A 20,875-nucleotide genomic window follows, 5' to 3' on the forward strand; every position below is an offset into this window, starting at 1 on the left:
TTGGAGGGGGTGGTGGCGAATCGTCGGGCGCGGGGGTTGGTGGGGAGTGTGGTGGCGTGGGGTCCGTGGGCTGGTGGGGGGATGGTGGAGGCTGATGGTTCTGAGGAGCATCTGCGGCGTCGTGGGTTGAAGCCGATGGACCCGGCCTTGGCAGTGGAAGCGTTGGGCGCGGCTGTGGGTGGTGGTGAGGCCGGGGTTGTGGTGGCGGACGTGGACTGGGGGCGGTTCGTTCCGGCATTCACCAGTGGCCGGCCCAGCCCACTGCTGGAAGACCTCCCGGAGGTGCGGGAGGTTTTGCGGGCGGGCCGTGGTGAGGTTGCTGGTTTGGGTGTGGTGCGGGAGCGGCTGGCCGGGCTGTCGGTTGCTGAGCGGGATCGGGCGTTGCTGGACCTGGTGCGTCGGCATGCCGCAACCGTCCTCGGCTACAGCAACCCCACTGACCTGGGGACCGGCATTCCCTTCCGGGACTTGGGATTCGACTCGCTGACGGCCGTCGAGCTACGCAATGCGTTGAACGCCGAAGCGGGTCTCAGGCTCCCCGCCACGGCCGTCTTCGACTACCCCACGCCGGTTGATCTGGCGCGTTTCCTGGGCGATGAGCTGTTCGGCGCCGACGCTGGGGCCGATGCTGTCGCGGCGTTGGGGTCGGGTCTGTCGGCGGCGGTGTCTTCGTCGGACGATCCGGTGGTGATCGTCGGGATGAGTTGCCGTCTGCCGGGTGGGGTGGCAGGTCCCGAGGACCTGTGGCGCCTGGTGACTGGAGCCGAGGACGCCATCTCCGAGTTCCCGACGGATCGGGGCTGGGACCTGGACGCGCTCTTCGGGAGCGAAGCGCATCAGCCCGGTACGAGCCGGACGCGATCGGGTGGCTTCCTGCACGAGGCGACGCAGTTCGACCCGGGATTCTTCGGCATCAGTCCGCGTGAGGCCGTGGCGATCGACCCGCAGCAGCGGCTGTTGCTGGAAACCTCGTGGGAAGCCCTGGAACGTTCGGGTATCAACCCCACGGCCGTCAAGGGCAGCCGTACCGGAGTCTTCGTCGGCGCCAGCAGTTCCGGCTACGGCGCTGGATTGCAGGAAGCGCCCGAAGGGCTCGGGGGACACCTGCTCACCGGCAGCTCGGGCGCGGTCGTCTCCGGTCGGGCGGCGTATGCGCTGGGCCTTGAGGGGCCCGCGGTGACGGTGGACACGGCGTGCTCGTCGTCGCTGGTCGCCCTGCACCTGGCCGTACAGTCCCTGCGCTCGGGCGAGTGCGACCTCGCCCTCGCCGGCGGAGTGACGGTCATGGCCAACCCCGCGGCCTTCGTCGAGTTCAGCCTGCAGGGCGGTCTCGCTGCGGACGGCCGGTGCAAGGCGTTTTCGGACGCTGCTGATGGCACCGGCTGGGCCGAGGGCGTCGGCGTGCTGGCGGTGGAGCGACTGTCAGATGCCCGGCGGAACGGCCATCGGGTGCTGGCGGTGGTGCGTGGCAGCGCCGTGAACCAGGACGGTGCGTCGAACGGTTTGACGGCGCCGAATGGTCCGTCGCAGCAGCGGGTGATCCGGCAGGCGTTGGCGAGTGCGGGCCTGTCGGCCGCGGACGTCGATGCGGTGGAGGCCCATGGCACCGGCACGACCCTTGGTGACCCGATCGAGGCGCAGGCGCTGCTCGCCACGTACGGCCAGGAGCGGGCGGTGGATCGTCCGTTGTGGCTGGGTTCGGTGAAGTCCAACATCGGTCACACCCAGGCCGCGGCCGGCGTGGCCGGTGTGATCAAGATGGTGCTGGCGCTGGAGCACGGTGTGCTGCCGCAGACCCTGCACGTGGACCAGCCGTCCTCGCACGTGGACTGGTCGGCGGGCGAGGTGCGGCTGCTGACCGAGGCCGTGGAGTGGCCGGTGGTGGGGGAGCGGCTGCGTCGGGCGGGTGTGTCGGCGTTCGGCGTGAGTGGCACCAATGCGCATGTGGTGATTGAGCAGGCCCCGGCTGAGGATCGGCAAGCCCCGGCGGAGGAGTTGGGGACTGAGGGGGGCGAGCGCGGTTCTGTGGGGCCGGTGCCGTGGGTGGTGTCGGGTCGGACCCGGGCCGGGTTGCGAGCTCAGGCGCAGCGGCTGCTGGAGTTCGTCGACTCGCGCCCCCAACTCGATGTGGAGGGCGTGGGGTTGGCGCTGGCGACGACGCGGGCCCAGTTTGAGCACCGTGCTGTCGTACTCGGCACCGAACGTGAAGATCTGCTCCAGGGCTTGTCCGCTGTGGCAGCAGAGGAAGGCACGGCGGGCAATGCCGTGATGGGTGCGGTGCGAGCAGCGGAAGGCCGGGCAGCTCTGCTCTTCGCGGGGCAGGGAGCGCAGCGGCCCGGGATGGGCCGGGAGCTGTATGAGACCTACCCAGTGTTCGCGGAGGCGTTCGATGCGGTGTGTGCACACTTCGATGGCGTAGTACGCGGCGAAGAGGGTGGTGCTTCGGAGGAGCCGTCGAAGACGCCGTCTGAGGTGCCGCTGCGGGATGTGGTGTTCGGTGACGACGCCGAGTTGCTGAACCGGACGGGCTACACCCAGCCGGCGTTGTTTGCGCTGGAGGTGGCGCTGTTCCGGTTGGTGGAGTCGTTCGGTGTTCGGCCGGACTTCCTGATCGGGCATTCGATCGGTGAGTTGGTGGCGGCGTATCTGGCGGGGGTGTGGTCGCTGGAGGATGCGTGTCGGTTGGTGGCGGCGCGGGGTCGGTTGATGCAGGCGTTGCCGTCTGGTGGGGCGATGGTGTCGCTCCAGGCGTCGGAGGGGGAGGTGTTGCCGCTGCTGGTGGGGCTGGAGCAGCGGGTGAGCATCGCCGCTGTGAACGGCCCGTCGGCGACCGTCATCGCGGGCGAGGAATCGGCCGTCACCGACATCGCCGAACGGATGGCGTCCAAGGGGCGGAAGACCAAGCGGCTCCCGGTCAGCCATGCCTTCCACTCGCCCTTGATGGAGCCGATGCTGGCCGAGTTCCGTGCCGTCGCCGAGAGCGTGGCGTACGCGGAGCCGCGTATCCCGGTGGTCTCCAATGTCAGCGGTGCACTCGCCTCGGCCGAGCTGCTGATGTCTGCGGAGTACTGGGTGCGGCATGTGCGTGAGGCGGTCCGGTTCGCCGACGGCGTCCGGTGGCTGGCGGAGCATGAGGCCACCCGGTTCCTGGAGATCGGGCCGGACGGCACCCTGACCGCCCTGGCGCAGAGCTGCCTTGATGACCCGGACCACCTGTTCGTTCCCGCGCTGCGGAAGGACCGCCCGGAGGCCGTGGGCCTGCTCGCTGGGCTGGGCCAGGCCTATGCGCACGGCGTCCCGGTCGACTGGGCCGTACTCTTCACGGACGCGGACGCGGACGCGGACACGCACACGGACACCGAGGCCCGCGCCGCCGCCGAAACCGGCACCACCAGCGAATCCGGCACCCAGACCGGCGCCGGTACCAGCGCCGATGCCGGCGCCCGTCGCGTCGATCTCCCCACCTATGCCTTCCAACACCAGCGCTACTGGCTCGACGTCCGCACCACCACCGCGGACGCCGCTTCCATAGGCCTCGAGGCTGTTGCGCATCCCCTTCTCGGAGCAGCGGTGTCCCTAGCCGGCGGCCAGGAGGTGGTGCTGAGCGGACGGTTGTCCCTGCGGACGCACCCATGGCTCGCCGAGCACCGCATCGCGGGCTCGACCGTCGTACCGAGTACCGCCCTCCTGGAAATGGCCGTGGGCGCCGGTGATCAGGTCGAGTGCCCCTACGTCAGGGAACTCGTACTGGAAGCGCCGCTCGTGCTCCCCGAGGACGGTGCGGTGCAGCTGCAACTCCGTATCGACGAACCGGATGCCTCCGGCGACCGGGCCCTTGGGGTGTATGCCCGTCCGGATGGGAACTCGGCTGCTGATGCGCCATGGGCGCGGTGTGCCAGCGGCGTGCTGGCGGAGAGCGCCCGGCCGGAGCCCTTTGGGCTCGTAGCGTGGCCGCCGGCCGGGGCGCAGCCCGTGGACATCGACGACCTGTACGACGGATTGACGGCTGCCGGGTTCGACTACGGGCCGGTCTTCAGGGGCGTACGAGCGGTGTGGCGAGGGGCGGACTCCGCCGTGTACGCCGAGGTCGAGCTGCCGGCGGCCGACGGCGAAGGATTCGCCCTCCACCCGGCCTTGCTGGACGCCGCGCTGCATCCGCTCGGCCTGGGGCTGTTGGACGGTATTGCGACCGAGGCCGTTCTGTTCGCGTGGAGCGGGGCGTTCCTGCACGCCAGCGGAGCGACCCACCTTCGGGTCCGGCTGAGCTGCAGCGGCCCGGATGAGGTGTCGCTCCAGGCCGCCGATCGTTCCGGCCAGCCGGTGATCGCGGTCGAATCGATGCAGATGCGGCGGCCGCGGGGTATCGATGGGAGTCCGGACGGCGGCGGGACGGCGTCACGGGCGGCGTTGCTGCCCTCCTCGCCCTCCTCGTCTTCCTCGTCCTTCTCGTCTTCCTCGTCTTCCTCGTCTTCCTCACCGTCCTCGTCCTCCTTGCTCCGCATCGACTGGGAACCGTTCGATGTGCACGGGGAGATCCGCCCGGAGGCGGACCCGGCTGCCATGGACGCGCGCCCGGACACCGCAGACGGGTCGCGGCTGATCGTCGTCTGCGGCGAACAGCTGGGACTGCCGGAGGTGCCGGGCCTGGCCGAGGCCCTCGGCGCGAGCGTTGTCGACCTTGCGGACCTCGCGGACGCTCCCGAGGGCAGGGCGCACGACACCGTGCTGGTCAGCGGTGTTGCCACGGCAGTCGACGCGTACGCCGTGCTCGACGGCTTGAGCGCAACGCTGGCGCAGGAGCCGTCGCTCCGGCTGATGCTCGTCACCCGGAATGCGGCCACCTCCGCGGCCACCTCCGCGGCCACCTCCGCGGCCACCTCCGCGGCCACCTCCGCGGCCACCTCCGCGGCCGCCTCCGCGGCCGCCTCCCAGGACATCTCCGCGGCCACCTCCGCGGCCACCTCCCCGGACATCTCCGCGGCGACCTCCGGTGACGCCGCAGTCCTCTGGGAAGAACTCCGGGCCGTGCAGAGCGAACAGCCGGGCCGGATCGTGCTCGTGGGTACCGACGCGCACCCCGACTCGCTCGCCCTGCTTCCCGCTCTGCTCACCACGCAGGAGTCCGAGTTCTCCGTGCGCGGGGGCGAGGCGTCGGTGCCGCGGCTGATCCGGTGCGCACCGATCGCATCCGGGGGGCTCGACGTGGAGCCCGGTGGGACGGTCCTGGTCACCGGTCCCTACGCGGAGCAGGTCGCCGCCGCGCTCGACACCGACGCGCACGTGGAGACCCTCACGTACCACCCGGAGGACCACCCCGCTGCGCACTCCCTCCCAGCAGCCATCGCCGCGATCAGCGCCACACGACCGCTCGTGGCCGTCGTGCACACCGCAGATCTGGACCGGCCTGAGGACCTCCGCCTCGCCCAGCTGGACCAACTCACCGACGAATCACGCGAGTTCGACATAGCCGAAGTCGACCGCGACGACCACGCCACCCCGCCCACCTCCGAGTCCTCCCCCCAGCCCTCCTCCCCACCCACCCTCATCCTCATAGGCGCCGGTGGCCCCGATGCCCCGGCGGCTGCGGAGCTGGCCGCGCTGGCCCGTCGGCGGGTGGCTGCCGGGCTGCCTGCCCTGGCGCTCCTGCCGCCTCCCGCCGCCGGTGTCCCCGGGCTCGCCGCGCTCGCCGCCGAGGAGGCCGCGGCCCTGGTCGGCGCGGCCCAGGCGGCGGGAGGGACCGTGCTGTTCCCCGCGCGGGTGGACCGTGCCGCGCTGCGCGGCTCCGCGGCAGCCCTGCCGGCCGTGCTCGGGTCGCTGGCGCACGGCGCCCGGCGCCGGGTGGTGGCCGTGGGAGACCGTGCGGACGCCGTGTCCGAACTGGCGCGGCAGCTCGCCGGGAAGGGGGCCGCCCAACGCGGCCGCGTGCTCCTGACCCTCGTGCGGACGCAGGTCGGCCACGTCCTGGGGTACGCCGGGGCCGATGAGGTGGAGCCCTCCCGGAGCTTCACCGACCTCGGGTTCACCTCCCTCACCGCGGTCGAACTGCGCAACCAGCTCAGGGAAGCGACGGGACTGCGGCTGCCCGCCACGCTCGTCTTCGACTACCCGACCCCGGTGGCGCTCGCCGGATACCTGGACGGCCAGCTTGTCCAAGAGCTCCCCCACGCACTCAACGGGGAGTTCGACGGAGCGCTCGCCGGTGCTGTCAACGGCGCACACCCCGACGGGACGCGCGGCACTGCGTCGCCCGTCGCCGCGGCGCTCGACGACCCCGTCGTCATCGTCGGGATGAGCTGCCGCTACCCGGGCGGGGTCCGTACCCCCGAGGACCTGTGGGAGCTGGTCGCCACGGGCGGTGACGGCATTTCCCCGTTCCCCGCCGACCGCGGATGGGACCTGGACGCCCTGTACCACCCGGACCCGGACCACCCCGGTACCTGCTACGCCCGCGAAGGCGGCTTCCTGCACGACGCCGGCCACTTCGACCCCGGCTTCTTCTCCATCAGCCCCCGCGAGGCGCTGGCGATGGACCCGCAGCAGCGACTGCTGCTCGAAGCGTCCTGGGAGGCCCTGGAACGCGCCGGGATCGACCCCGCCGGCGCACGCGGCACCCTGACCGGTGTCTTCGCGGGCGTCACCTACCAGGACTACATCGGCATCCTCAGCGGCGCGCAGGACAGCTTCGAGGGGTACGTCGGCACCGGCAACTCGCCCAGTGTGCTGTCCGGACGGATCGCCTACACCCTGGGCCTCGAAGGGCCGGCCGTCAGCGTCGACACCGCCTGCTCGTCGTCCCTGGTCGCCCTGCACCTGGCCGTGCAGTCGCTGCGCCAGGGCGAGTGCGACCTCGCGCTCGCCGGCGGGGTGACGGTGATGTCCACCCCCGGGTCGCTGATCGAGTTCAGCCGGCAGCGGGCGCTCTCCGAGGACGGCCGGTGCAAGCCGTTCTCCGCCGACGCCGACGGGGCCAGCTGGGCCGAGGGCGTCGGCATGGTGGTCGTCGAGCGGCTCTCCGACGCCCGCCGGCACGGCCACCCGGTGCTCGCCGTCGTACGCGGCAGCGCCCTCAACCAGGACGGCGCCTCCAACGGGCTCACCGCCCCCAACGGCCCCTCCCAGCAGCGGGTCATCCGCCGCGCCCTGGCCTCCGCAGGACTGGCACCGCAGCAGGTGGACGCCGTCGAGGCACACGGCACGGGGACGACGCTGGGCGACCCGATCGAGGCGCAGGCGCTGCTCGCCACGTACGGGCAGGACCGGGACGACGACCGGCCGCTGTGGCTCGGCTCGTTGAAGTCCAACATCGGACACAGCCAGGCCGCCGCCGGCATCGGTGGCGTGATCAAGATGGTCATGGCGCTGCGCAACGGCCTGCTACCCCAGACCCTGCACGCCGACGAGCCCAGCCCGCACATCGACTGGACGGCCGGACACGTCCGGCTGCTCACCGAGGCCAGGACCTGGCCGGAGGGCGAGGCTCCGCGCCGGGCGGGAGTGTCCTCGTTCGGAATGAGCGGCACCAACGCCCATGTGATCGTGGAGGAGGCGCCCCGGCCCCAGGCCCGGCAGCAGGACCGGCCGGACCCCGCCGACCCCGCCGTCCTCCCCGTGGTGCCGGTCCCGTTGTCGGCGCGCACCGAGGACGCGCTGCGCGCACAGGCCGCCCGGCTGCGCTCCCACCTGCTCGCCCGCCCCACCGACCACGACCTCACCGGCATCGGGTACTCCCTCGCCACCACCCGGACCGCCTTCGAGCACCGGGCCGTGCTGCTCGCCGCCGACCGGGACGCCCTCGACCGCGACCTGCGGGAGCTCGCCGACGGGGCCATGGTCTCCGGACCGCCGCGCGGCGCCGCCCGCGACGGTGCCGCCCACCCGGTCCTGGTCTTCCCCGGCCAGGGCAGCCAATGGGCCGGAATGGCACGCCAACTCCTCGACACCACCCCGGTGTTCGCCGACCGCCTGGCCGCCTGCGAACGCGCCCTGGCACCCCACGTCGACTGGTCCCTGACCGCCGTCCTGCGCGGCGAGCCCGGTGCACCGGACCTCGAACGGGTCGATGTCGTCCAGCCCGCGCTGTGGGCCGTCATGGTGTCCCTCGCCGCACTGTGGCGCTCCTACGGGGTGGAGCCCGACGCGGTCATCGGCCACAGCCAGGGCGAGATCGCCGCCGCCTGTGTCGCCGGGGCGCTGACCCTGGACGACGGGGCCCGAGTGGTGGCCCTGCGCAGCCGCGCCCTCACCGCCATCACCGGCCGCGGCGGCATGCTCTCCGTCGCGCTGCCCGCCGACGCGGTCCGCGAACGCCTCGCGCCCTGGGGCGACCGGCTGTCGGTCGCTGCTGTCAACGGGCCCGCCTCCGTCGTGGTCTCCGGCGCCGCCGACGCCCTCGACGAGCTGTTCACCGCGCTCGCCGGGGACGGCGTACAGGCCCGTAAGGTCTCCGTCGACTACGGCTCCCACTCGGCGCAGGTCGAGCCGGTCCGTGACCAGGTGCTCGCGGCCCTCGACGGCATCGAGCCGACCGAGTCCACCGTCCCGTTCTTCTCCACCGTGACCGCCCAGTGGCAGGACACCCGCGAGCTGGGCCCCGACTACTGGTACACCAACCTGCGGGAGACGGTGCGGTTCGAGGACGCGGTGCGCGGCCTGGTGGCCGCGGGCCACCGGGCGTTCATCGAGGTCAGCCCGCACCCCGTGCTGTCCGGAGGGCTCCGCGACTGCGTGGACGGGCTCGGGGTGGCCGCCGCCGTCCTGGGCACCCTCCGCCGCGACCAGGGCGGCCTCGACCGGTTCCTCGCCTCCCTCGCCGAGGCCCACGCCCACGGCGTGACCGTCGACTGGCACACCGTCTTCACCGGCACCGGAGCGCACCGCGTCGACCTGCCGACCTACCCGTTCCAGCGGGAGCGGTACTGGCCCCAGCCGCGCGAACTGGCCGCTGCCGACGGCCCGGACGCCGCGCCGGCCGATGCCGCCGAAGCCCGCTTCTGGGAGAGCGTCGAACAGCAGGACCTCCAAGCCCTCACCGACGCCCTCGACCTCAACGGCGACGCACCGCTGAGCGCCGTACTGCCCGCCCTGTCGACCTGGCGCCGCACCAGCCGCGACCGGTCCACCGCCGACGGCTGGCGCTACCGGGTGCGCTGGGCGCCGCTCGCCGAGCGCACCGCAGCGGCCCTGCACGGCACCTGGCTGCTGGCCGCCCCGGAGACGGACCACCCCGACCGGCGGGTGACCGCCGTACGCGACGCCCTCGCCGCACACGGTGCGCAGGTGCGTCTGCTGGAGCTGACCGCCGAGGACGCCTCCTGCCGCGAGCGCACCACTCGGCGACTGCGGGAGACCCTCGCCGACGAGGCCACGCCCACCGGCGTCCTGTCGCTGCTCCCGCTCGACGAACGGCCGCACCCCGACCACCCCGCGGTCCCCGTCGGCCTGGCCGGCGTGCTCTCCCTCCTCCAGGCACTCGGCGACCTCGGCATCGAAGCACCCCTGTGGTGCGCCACCCGCGGCGCCGTCGCCATCGGGCGCTCCGAACACGTCAGCCACCCCGACCAGGCCCTGGTCTGGGGCATGGGGCGGGTCGCCGCGCTGGAGCACTCCGACCGCTGGGGCGGCCTCATCGACCTGCCCGAGGAACTGGACAAGCGGGCCGCCGCCCGGCTGTGCGCCCTGCTCGCCGGGCCCGGAGGCGAGGACCAGATCGCCCTGCGCACCTCGGGGTCCTACGGCCGCCGCCTGGTGCGCGCCCCGCTGGCCGGCACACCGCCGCAGCGCACCTGGCGCCCCCGCGGCACCGTCCTGGTCACCGGCGGCACCGGAGCCGTCGGCGGGCACATCGCGCGCTGGCTCGCCCGGGAGGGCGCCCCGCACCTGCTGCTCACCAGCCGCCGGGGCGCCGCCGCACCGGGCGCCGCGGAACTGCAGGCCGAACTCGGTGCCCTCGGCGCCCGCGTCACCCTCGCCGCCTGCGACGTCGCCGACCGCGACGCACTGCGCGAACTGCTGGCCTCCGTTCCCGAGGAGCACCCGCTCGACGCCGTCATGCACGTGGCCGGCTCCCTCGACGACGGTGTCCTCGACGGCCTCGACGCCGGCCGGATGGACCCCGTCCTCCGCACCAAGGCCACCGCGGCCCGCCACCTCGACGAGCTGACCCGCGACCACGACCTCTCCGCGTTCGTGCTCTTCTCCTCCACCTCGGGCACCCTCAGCGGCCCCGGCCTCGGCAACTACGCGCCCGGAAACGCCTTCCTCGACGCGCTCGCCGACCGGCGCCGCGCCGAGGGACTCCCCGCCACCGCCGTCGCCTGGGGCCACTGGGCCGGAGACGGCATGGGCGAGGGCGCCGTCGGTGACCGGCTCCGGCGCTACGGCGTGTACGACATGCCGCCCGAGGCGGCCTGCGGCGCCCTGCGCCAGGCCCTCGACCACGACGAGACCACCGTCTGCGTCACCGACCTCGGGTGGGACCGGTTCACCCCCGCGTTCACCGCCTCCCGGCCCAGCGCCCTGCTGCGCGACCTCCCCGACGCCCAGCGCGTCCTGGCGGCCACCCGGGACGGCGAGGACACCGGTTCCCCCGCCACCGCACTCCACCAGCACCTCGCCGGGCTCCCCGCGTCCGAACGCGCCGGCGCGATCCTGGACGTCGTCCGCAGCTACGTCGCCACCGTGCTCGGTTACGACGGAGCCGGCGCGGTCGACCCCGAGCGCGCCTTCACCGAGCTGGGCTTCGACTCGCTCAGCGCCGTCGAACTGCGCAACGGCATGAACGGCCTCACCGGCCTCCGGCTGCCCGCCACGCTGGTCTTCGACCACCCCACCTGCGCGGCGCTCGCCGACCACCTGGCGGCCCAACTCGCCACCACGGAACGGCAACCCGGTGCGGCACCGCACCCCACAGGCTCCGGCGCACCGGCCCGTACCGAGACCGTCGAGCACGACGAACCGGTCGCGATCGTGGCGATGAGCTGCCGCTTCCCGGGCGGGGTGGGCTCCCCGGAGGAGCTGTGGCGGTTGCTGTGCGAGGGCGGGGACGGTGTGGTGCCGTTCCCGACCGACCGCGGCTGGGACATCGAGGAGCTGTACGACCCGGAGCCCGGAGTGCCGGGCAAGGTGTCCGCCCGCGAAGGCGGGTTCCTGTCCGGGGTGGGTGACTTCGATCCGGCGTTCTTCGGGATCTCGCCGCGTGAGGCGATGGCGATGGACCCGCAGCAGCGGCTGCTGCTGGAGGCGTCGTGGGAGGCGTTCGAGCGGGCCGGCATCGTGCCCGGTGCGCTGCGCGGCAGTCGTACGGGGGTCTTCGCGGGCACCAACGGCCAGGACTATCCGGGGTTGTTGGTGGCGTCCGGTGAGGAGGACCTGGGGGGCTACATCGGCACCGGGAACGCCGCGAGCGTGGTCTCGGGCCGGCTGGCGTACACCTTCGGACTCGAAGGACCGGCGGTGACGGTGGACACGGCCTGCTCGGCCTCGCTGGTCGCCCTGCACCTAGCGGTGCAGTCGCTGCGGCAGGGCGAGTGTGACCTCGCCCTCGCCGGCGGCGTGACCGTGATGTCCACCCCCGGACTGTTCGTGGACTTCAGCCGCCAGCGCGGACTGGCGTCCGACGGCCGCTGCAAGGCGTTCTCCGACGCCGCGGACGGTGCGGGATTCTCCGAGGGCGTGGGCGTGCTGGTCGTCGAGCGGCTGTCGGACGCCCGGCGGAACGGGCACCGGGTGCTGGCGGTCGTGCGCGGTACGGCGGTGAACCAGGACGGCGCGTCGAACGGCCTGACGGCGCCGAACGGGCCGTCGCAGCAGCGGGTGATCCGGCAGGCGCTGGCGAGCGCAGGCCTGTCGGCGTCCGAGGTGGACGCGGTCGAGGCCCATGGCACGGGGACGTCGTTGGGCGACCCGATCGAGGCGCAGGCGCTGCTCGCCACGTACGGCCAGGAGCGGGCGGCGGACCGGCCGCTGTGGCTGGGGTCGGTGAAGTCCAACCTCGGGCACACCCAGGCCGCGGCCGGTGTCGCCGGCGTCATCAAGATGGTGCTGGCGCTGGAGCACGGGGTGCTGCCGCAGACCCTGCATGTGGACCAGCCGTCCTCGCACGTCGACTGGTCGGCGGGCCATGTGCGGCTGCTGACCGAGGCGGTGGCCTGGCCGGAGGCCGACCGGCCCCGCCGGGCCGGAATCTCCTCGTTCGGCATCAGCGGCACCAACGCCCACACCATCCTGGAGCAGGCCCCGCCGGCCGAGGACCCCTCGCCCGCCGAGGACGCCACGTCCGCCGAGGGCCCCTTGGCCACCGCGGCCGACCCGGAGCCGGCGGAGACCGCGGTCGTGCCCTGGGTGCTCACCGGCCGGACCGGGCCGGCGCTGCGGGCCCAGGCAGCGCGCCTGCTCGCACACCTCGCCGCCCAACCGGACCTGCGCCCCGCCGACATCGGGCGGTCGCTGGCCACCACCCGCTCGGTGCTGGACCACCGGGCCGTGGTGCTCGGCACGGGCCGGGACGTCCTGCTCCGTGGCCTGACCGCGGTGTCCGCCGGTGAGTCGTCCCCGTACGCCGTCACCGGTGCGGCACGGCCGGACCGCCGGCTCGCCCTGATGTTCACCGGACAGGGCGCGCAGCGTCCGGGCATGGGCCGGGAACTGTACGAGGCGTTCCCGGTGTTCGCCGACGCCTTCGACGCGGTGTGTGCACACTTCGACGGTGAGCTGGACTCGCCCCTCCGGCAGCTGATCTTCGGCGAAGGAGCCCGCGCGGAAGCGGACCGCACGACGGACGCGGCCGGGCACTCCGCGGCCACGGCCGTGGCGGATGCGCTGAACCGGACGGCCTTCACACAGCCGGCGCTGTTCGCCGTCGAGGTGGCGCTGTTCCGGCTGGTGGAGTCGTTCGGTGTTCGACCGGACTTCCTGATCGGGCACTCGATCGGTGAGTTGGTGGCCGCGCACGTGGCGGGGGTGCTGTCGCTGGAGGACGCCTGCCGGCTGGTGGCGGCGCGGGGCCGGCTGATGCAGGCCTTGCCGGCGGGTGGGGCGATGGTCTCGCTCCAGGCGTCGGAGGACGAGGTGTTGCCGCTGCTGGCGGGGCTGGAGCAGCGGGTGAGCATCGCCGCCCTGAATGGCCCCTCGGCGACCGTCGTCGCGGGCGAGGAGGCGGCCGTCACCGACATCGCCGAACGGATGGCGTCCGAGGGCCGGAAGACCAAGCGGCTCCCGGTCAGCCACGCCTTCCACTCGCCGCTGATGGAGCCGATGCTCGCCGAGTTCCGCGCCGTCGCCGAGAGCGTGACGTACGAGGAACCCCGCATACCGGTGGTCTCCAATGTCACCGGCGAGCTGGCCACGGCCGAGGAACTGACCTCCGCCGACTACTGGGTGCGGCACGTCCGTGCGGCCGTACGGTTCGCCGACGGAGTGCGGTGGTTGGCGGAGCACGACGTCACCCGGTACCTGGAGATTGGCCCCGACGGGACGCTGACCGCCCTGGCCCAGAGCTGCCTGGACGGCGACGCCGGCCACCTCCTCGTACCGACCCTGCGCAAGGACCGCCCGGAGGCCACCTCCTTCCTCGGGGCCCTCGCCCAGCCCTTCGTCAGCGGCACGCCGGTCACCTGGGAGTCCGCCGTCACCGGACGCGACGCCCACCGGGTCGCGCTGCCGACCTACGCCTTCCAGCACCAGCGGTACTGGCCCAAGCCGCCCGTCCTGCCGGTGGCCGGTGACATCGGTTCGGCGGGTCTCGGCACGGCCGACCACCCGCTGCTCGGCGCGGCGGTCCCGGTGGCCGGTTCCGACGCCTTCCTCTTCACCGGCAGGCTGTCCCTGCGCACCCACCCGTGGCTGGCCGACCACGCGGTGACCGGCACCGTCCTGTTCCCCGGCACGGGCTTCCTCGAACTCGCCGTCCGCGCGGCCGACGAGGTCGGCTGCGACCGGGTGGACGAGTTCACCATCGCCGCGCCGCTGGTCCTGCCCGAGCGCGGTGCGGTACAGCTCCAGCTCGCGGTGGAGCCGCCGGACGACTCCGGACGGCGGACCCTCAACCTGTACTCGCGCCCCGACGACGGCGACCCCGCCGACCGGCCGTGGGTGCGCAACGCCAGCGGCGTGGTGTCGCCCGCGGGCACCGGGCGGGCGGCGGCCGACCGCGCCGACGACGACCCGTACGACTTCACCGTCTGGCCGCCCAGGGGCGCGGATGCCGCCCCCGTCGACGACTTCTACGCCCGCTTCGCGGAGGCCGGCTTCGCCTACGGCCCGGTGTTCCAGGGCCTGCGGGCCGTCTGGCAGCGCGGCGACGAGATCTTCGCCGAGGTCGGGCTGCCCGACGACCACCACGGGCCGGCCGGCGCGTTCGGGCTGCACCCCGCGCTGCTCGACTCCGCGCTGCACGCGATGATGTTCGTGGCGATGGAGGACGCCGGACGCGGGCGGCTGCCGTTCTCCTGGAGCGGGGTGTCCCTGACGGCCTCGGGCGCCACCTCCCTGCGGGTACGTCTCGTCCAGTCCGGGCCCGAGGCGATCTCCCTCGAACTGGCCGGCCCCGGGGGCGAACCTGTCGCCACCATCGAATCCTTGACGTTGCGTCAGGTATCCGCGGACCAGGTGGGCGGCAACGGGCCGGTGCACGACGCGCTGTTCCAGGTGGACTGGGTCACCGCGCCGTCCCTCCCCGAGCCCGCCCGGCCGGACGCTCCCTGGCCGGTCATCGGCGACCCGGCGCTCGCCACCGCCCTGACCGCCACCGACCTGCCGGCCGACGCCTACGACGGCCTGCACGAGTTCCTCGCCGCGGCCGGGACCGGGGCCGGGGCTGGGAACGGGACCGCGGCCGGGATCGGTGGTGGGCTGCCGCCGGTGGTCCTGGTGACCGCCGCGGCCGGCACGACCGTTACGACCGGCACGCACCCGAACGGCACCGCCGGCACGCACCCGGACAGCACTACCGACATGCCGCACGCCGCCGCCCACCGGCTGCTCGCACTCCTGCAGGAGTGGCTCGCCGACGAGCGCTGCGCCGCCTCCCGGCTGGTCCTCGTTACCCGCGGCGCCATGAGCACCGCCCCCGCGGACCAGCCCGACCCGGCGCAGGCCACCCTCTGGGGCCTGGTACGGGCCGCCGCGGTCGAGAACCCGGGCAGGTTCGGCATCGTCGACCTCGACGGCGCGGCGGAATCGGTGGCCGCGCTGCCCGCGGCGCTGGCCGGCGGCGAGCCCGAGGTGGCACTGCGCGCCGGATCCGTCCTCGTCCCGAGGCTGGCCCGGACCGCTGCCACGGCCACGCTGCCCCGGCCCGCGGCGGACGGCGGGGCATGGCGCCTGGACATTGCGGAGAAGGGCACCCTGGAGAACCTGCGGCTGGCCGAATGCCCCGAGGCCAACGCCGAGTTGGGTGCCGGCCAGGTGCGGATCGCGGTACGCGCGGCGGGTGTCAACTTCCGTGATGTCCTCAACGCCCTCGGCATGTACCCGGGGGAGGCCGGTCCGCTCGGCAGCGAGGGAGCCGGCGTGGTGTTGGAGGTCGGACCCGGCGTGGCCGATCTCCGGCCGGGCGACCGCGTGATGGGCATGTTCTTCGGCTCCTTCGGCCCCGTCGCGGTGGCGGACCGTCGCCTGCTCGCCCGTGTCCCCGAGGGCTGGTCGTTCGCCGAGGCGGCATCGGTGCCGGTGGTGTTCTTGACGGCGTACTACGCGCTGGTGGAACTGGGGAGCCTGCGGGCCGGGGAGTCGGTCTTGATCCATGCCGCTGCGGGCGGTGTGGGGATGGCTGCGGTGCAACTGGCGCAGCACCTGGGCGCCGAGGTCTACGGCACCGCGAGCCCCGGCAAGTGGGACACCCTGCTACACAACGGTCTGCCCCGAACCTGTATCGCCTCGTCCCGCGAGCTGGCCTTCGAGAGTTCGTTCCTGGAGGCGACCGAGGGCCGCGGCATGGACCTCGTCCTGGATTCCCTCGCGGGGGAGTTCGTGGACGCGTCGCTGCGGCTGCTGCCGCGGGGCGGGCGGTTCCTGGAGATGGGCAAGACCGACGTCCGCGACCCGGAGCGGATCGCGGCGGAGTACGCAGACGTGCGGTACCGCGCGTTCGACCTGTGGGAGGCCGGTCCGGAGCGGATCGGGGAGATGCTGACCGAGCTGCTGGAGCTGTTCGAGCGCGGTGTGCTCAGGCCGCTGCCGGTGGCGGCGTGGGACGTGCGCAGGGCCCCGGAGGCCTTCCGGCACCTGAGCCAGGCCCGGCACGTGGGCAAGGTCGTGCTGACCATGCCCGTCCCGCTCAACCCGGAGGGGACGGTGCTGGTCACCGGTGGTACGGGTGGCTTGGGCGCCCTGATTGCCCGTCACCTGGTCGCCGAGCACGGTGTACGACACCTGCTGCTGGCCAGCCGTCGCGGTCCGGAGGCGCCCGGTGCCGATGTGCTCCGGGACGAGCTGGCCGCTCTGGGCGCCACCACCGTCACCCTCGCCGCCAGTGATGTCACCGACCGCGAGGAGGTGCGCGGTCTGCTGGATTCGGTTCCCGAGGACCGTCCGCTGACCGCCGTCCTGCACACCGCCGGTGTACTCGACGACGGGGTGCTGTCCTCCCTGACCCCGGAGCGCCTGGACGCGGTGCTCGCCCCCAAGGCCGACGCGGTCTTCCACCTGCATCAGCTCACCCGGGACGAGGACCTGGCCGCGTTCACGGTCTTCTCCTCCGTCGCCGGTACCTTCGGCAGCGCCGGCCAGGCCAACTACGCGGCGGCCAACGCCTACCTGGACGCGTTGATGTGCCAGCGCAGTGCCGCGGGACTTCCCGGACAGTCACTGGCCTGGGGCGCCTGGGCTCCGGGCGCGGGCATGACCGGTGAGCTGAGCGAGGCCGACCTGCACCGCATGGCACGCGGCGGGATGATCCCGCTCACCCCGGAACAGGGCGTCGACCTGCTCGACACCGCACGGAGCCTGCCCCACCCCCTGCTGCTGCCGATGCACCTGGACCTGGCTCCGTTGCGCGCACACCCCGAGGCCGTACCCCCGCTGCTGCGCGGACTGGTCCGGGGAACCGCCCGCCGCACCGCAACGACCACCGTCGCGGCGACGGGGACCGACGCACGGCAGGACCTCGCGGCGCAACTGGCGGCACTGCCCGTCGCCGACCGCGAGGGCCATCTGCTCGACCTGGTCTGCGCACAGGTGGCCCTCGTCCTCGGACATGGATCCGCCGAGGACATCGAACCCGACCAGGCGTTCAAGGAGCTGGGATTCGACTCGCTCACGGCGGTGGAACTCCGGAACCACCTCAACGCCGTGACCCGGCTCAGGCTGCCGGCCACCCTCGTCTTCGACTACCCGACGCCGCTGGTCCTGGTCCGCCATGTCCTGGACGAGATCGAGCTGCCCGACACACCGGGCGCCCAGCCGGTCCTCGCCGAGCTGACCCGGCTGGAGGCCGCACTGTCCGCGGCCGCGGTCGGCGACGACGAACGGGCCGAGATCGCCGACCGTCTGCGCGCCCTGGCCGCACAGTGCCAGGGCGACGACAGCGCCCCCACGGGCGCGGATCCGCGTACGGAAACCGATGACGACGACGGAGAGCTGGCCTCGGCCTCGACGGCCGACGAGCTCTTCGACCTCATCGACAAGGAACTGGGAACGACGTGACCCGACGCGGAATACCGCTCGGAATACCGCTTGGCTTGCTGCAAGGATGTGACGTGGGTGTCTGCTGACGACGAGAAGTACGTGGAGTACCTGAAGCGGGTGACGTCCGAGCTTCGGCAGACTCGCCGGCAGCTTCGCGAGGTCGAGGCGAGGGACCAGGAGCCGATCGCCATCGTTGCGATGAGCTGCCGGTACCCCGGAGGAGTGGCCTCTCCGGAAGACCTGTGGCAGGTGGTGGCCGAGGGCCGGGACACCGTCTCCGGGTTCCCCGCCGACCGGGGCTGGAACCTCGACTCTGCCCACGACAACGTCGCCTCCGCCCACGACAACACCGATGCCGCCCATGACAACGCCGATGCTGCCTCTGGCAATGTCGACACCGCCCACGCTCTGGACGGCGACAAGCCGGGCTCGCTCCCGGTGCGCGAGGGCGGCTTCCTCCACGACGCGGGGCACTTCGACCCGGCCTTCTTCGGGATGAGCCCTCGGGAGGCCCTGGCCACCGATCCCCAGCAGCGGCTGCTGCTGGAAGTGGCCTGGGAGGCCTTCGAACGCGCCGGCATCGACCCGACCTCGGTACGCGGCACCAAGGGGGGTGTCTTCGTCGGCGCCGCCACCTCCGGCTACGGCGTCGGCCTGTCCGCATTCCCCGAAGGCGTCCAGGGACTCCTCCTCGCGGGCAACGCGACCTCCGTGGCCTCCGGCCGGATCGCCTACACCCTCGGCCTGGAGGGGCCGGCGGTCACCGTCGACACCGCCTGCTCGTCCTCGCTGGTCGCGCTGCACTGGGCCTGCCATGCGCTGCGCCGCGGCGAGTGCGACCTCGCCCTGGCCGGCGGTGTCGCCGTGATGTGCACCCCCGCGATGTTCTACGAGTTCAGCCGCCAACGCGGACTGGCCGCCGACGGCCGCTGCAAGCCGTTCTCCGACGACGCCGACGGCACCGGCTGGTCGGAGGGCGCCGGGCTGCTGCTCGTCGAGCGGCTCTCCGACGCCCGGAAGAACGGCCACCCGGTCCTCGCCGTCATCCGTGGTACGGCCATCAACTCCGACGGCGCCTCCAACGGCCTCACCGCCCCCAACGGCCCCTCCCAGCAACGGGTCATCCAGGCCGCGCTCTCCCGGGCCGGGCTCGCGCCGAGCGACATCGACGCCGTCGACGCCCACGGAACGGGCACCGCGCTCGGCGACCCGATCGAGGCCCAGGCACTCCTCGCCACCTACGGACGGGAGCGGGCCGGCAACGGACCGCTGAGGCTCGGCTCGCTCAAATCCAACATCGGCCACACCCAGTCGGCGGCCGGCGTCGGCAGCGTCATCAAAATGGTCATGGCCATGCGCCACGGCACGCTGCCCCGGACCCTGCACGTCTCCGAACCGTCCCGACACATCGACTGGGCGGCCGGGGAGGTGGAGCTGCTCACCGAGGCGACGCCGTGGGAAGCGGACGGGCGTCCGCGTCGCGCCGGGGTGTCGTCGTTCGGCATCAGCGGCACCAATGCGCACGCCATCATCGAGCAGGCTCCGCCGGCAGCCGAGGCAGCGACCGAGGCAGCGACCGAGGCCGTTACCGAGGCGGCGGCCGAGCCCGAAGGCGACGCGGAAGAGCAGCCGTCCTGGACGCCGCCACTGGTGCCCTGGGTGGTCACGGCCCGCAGCGAAGCGGCACTCCGCGCCCAGGCGGCACAACTGCTCACCCGGGTCCGGGAGGAGACGCTGGACCCGACCGACGTCGGCCACTCCCTCACCAGCACCCGCACCGCGTTCGAACACCGGGCCGTGGTCCTCGCCACCGACCGGCCCTCGGCGCTGCACGCCCTGGAGGAACTGGCCACCCAGGGCGCCGGCGGCCCGGAGACGGTGGTACGCGGACGGACGGCCCGGGGCGGCACCGCCTTCCTGTTCACCGGCCAGGGAGCCCAGCGGGCCGGGATGGGACGGGAGCTGTACGAGGCGTTCCCGGTCTTCGCCGCGGCGCTCGACGAGATCTGCGCACTGCTCGACCCGGAACTGGACCGTCCCCTGAAGGACGTCCTCTTCGACACCACCCCCGACGGGCCGGACCACGCCGTGCACCGCACGGCCTTCACCCAGCCCGCACTCTTCGCCCTGGAAGTGGCCCTCTACCGGCTGCTCACGTCCTGGGGGACCAGGCCCAAGTACCTGCTGGGCCACTCGATCGGTGAGCTGGCGGCGGCGCATGTGGCGGGGGTGCTGTCGCTGGAGGACGCGTGTCGTTTGGTGGCGGCGCGGGGCCGGCTGATGCAGGCATTGCCGTCCGGTGGGGCGATGGTCTCGCTCCAGGCTGGCGAGGAAGAGGTGTTGCCGCTGCTGGTGGGGCTGGAGCAGCGGGTGAGTGTGGCGGCGGTGAACGGGCCGCAGGCAGTGGTGGTTTCGGGTGCGGCAGCGGCGGTGCTGGAGGTCGCCGGTCGGTTTGAGTCTCAGGGTCGGAAGGCCAAGCGGCTGTCGGTGAGCCATGCGTTCCACTCGCCGTTGATGGAGCCGATGCTGGCTGAGTTCCGTGCGGTTGCGGAGGGCGTGGCGTATGGGGAGCCGCGTATTCCGGTGGTGTCGAATGTGACGGGTGAGCTGGCGACGGCGGAGGAGCTGGGGTCCGCCGAGTACTGGGTGCGGCATGTCCGCGAGGCCGTCCGTTTCGCGGATGGCGTGCGATGGCTGACCGCGCACGGCGTCACCCGCTTCCTGGAACTGGGCCCGGGCGGCACGTTGACGGCACTCACCAGGACCTGCCTCGCCGAGACGGACGACGAGGACGCCGACCGCGTCTGCCTGGCCACCCTGCGTACGAACCGGCCCGAGCCGCTGTCCCTGATGGCGGCCGTGGCCGGCGCCTTCGCCTCGGGGGCACCGGTCGACTGGTCCGCGTACTTCACGGGCACCGGCGCCCGACGGGTCGATCTGCCCACATACGCCTTCCAACGGGAGCGCTACTGGCTGGAATCGACGGGCGCGGCCGGTGCAGCGGCTGAACTTCCGTCGTCGCCGCCGGTGGTCGACGACCTCCTGTATCGGGTGGAGTGGAAGCGGTTGGAGAGGCCGGCAGCTGGTGGTGTGTCGGGTTCTGGTGGTGTGTCGGGTTCTGGTGGGCGTTGGTTGGTGCTGAGTGAGGGTGCTGGTGTGGGTGGTTGGTGTGGTGCGGTGGTGGAGGGGTTGGTTGAGCGTGGTGTTGTGGTGGAGCGGGTGGAGTGTGGTGGGGGTGTTGAGCGGGGTGTGT

At 73.1% G+C, this 20,875-nt stretch carries 1 protein-coding gene and 1 pseudogene; both read left to right on the forward strand.

All coding sequences use genetic code 11. From position 1 onward, the window contains the following. Positions 1 to 330: 330 nt before the first annotated feature. Positions 331 to 17,640, forward strand: a complete 17,310-nt coding sequence (locus AB0G84_RS35745; RefSeq protein ID WP_361330729.1) for a type I polyketide synthase — start codon at positions 331 to 333, stop codon at positions 17,638 to 17,640. Between the two features lie 84 nt (positions 17,641 to 17,724). Next, a pseudogene (locus AB0G84_RS35750) lies at positions 17,725 to 20,875 on the forward strand (type I polyketide synthase); the annotation flags it as partial.

It is taken from the genome of Streptomyces sp. NPDC020742 (assembly GCF_040641675.1).
Taxonomy (GTDB): domain Bacteria; phylum Actinomycetota; class Actinomycetes; order Streptomycetales; family Streptomycetaceae; genus Streptomyces.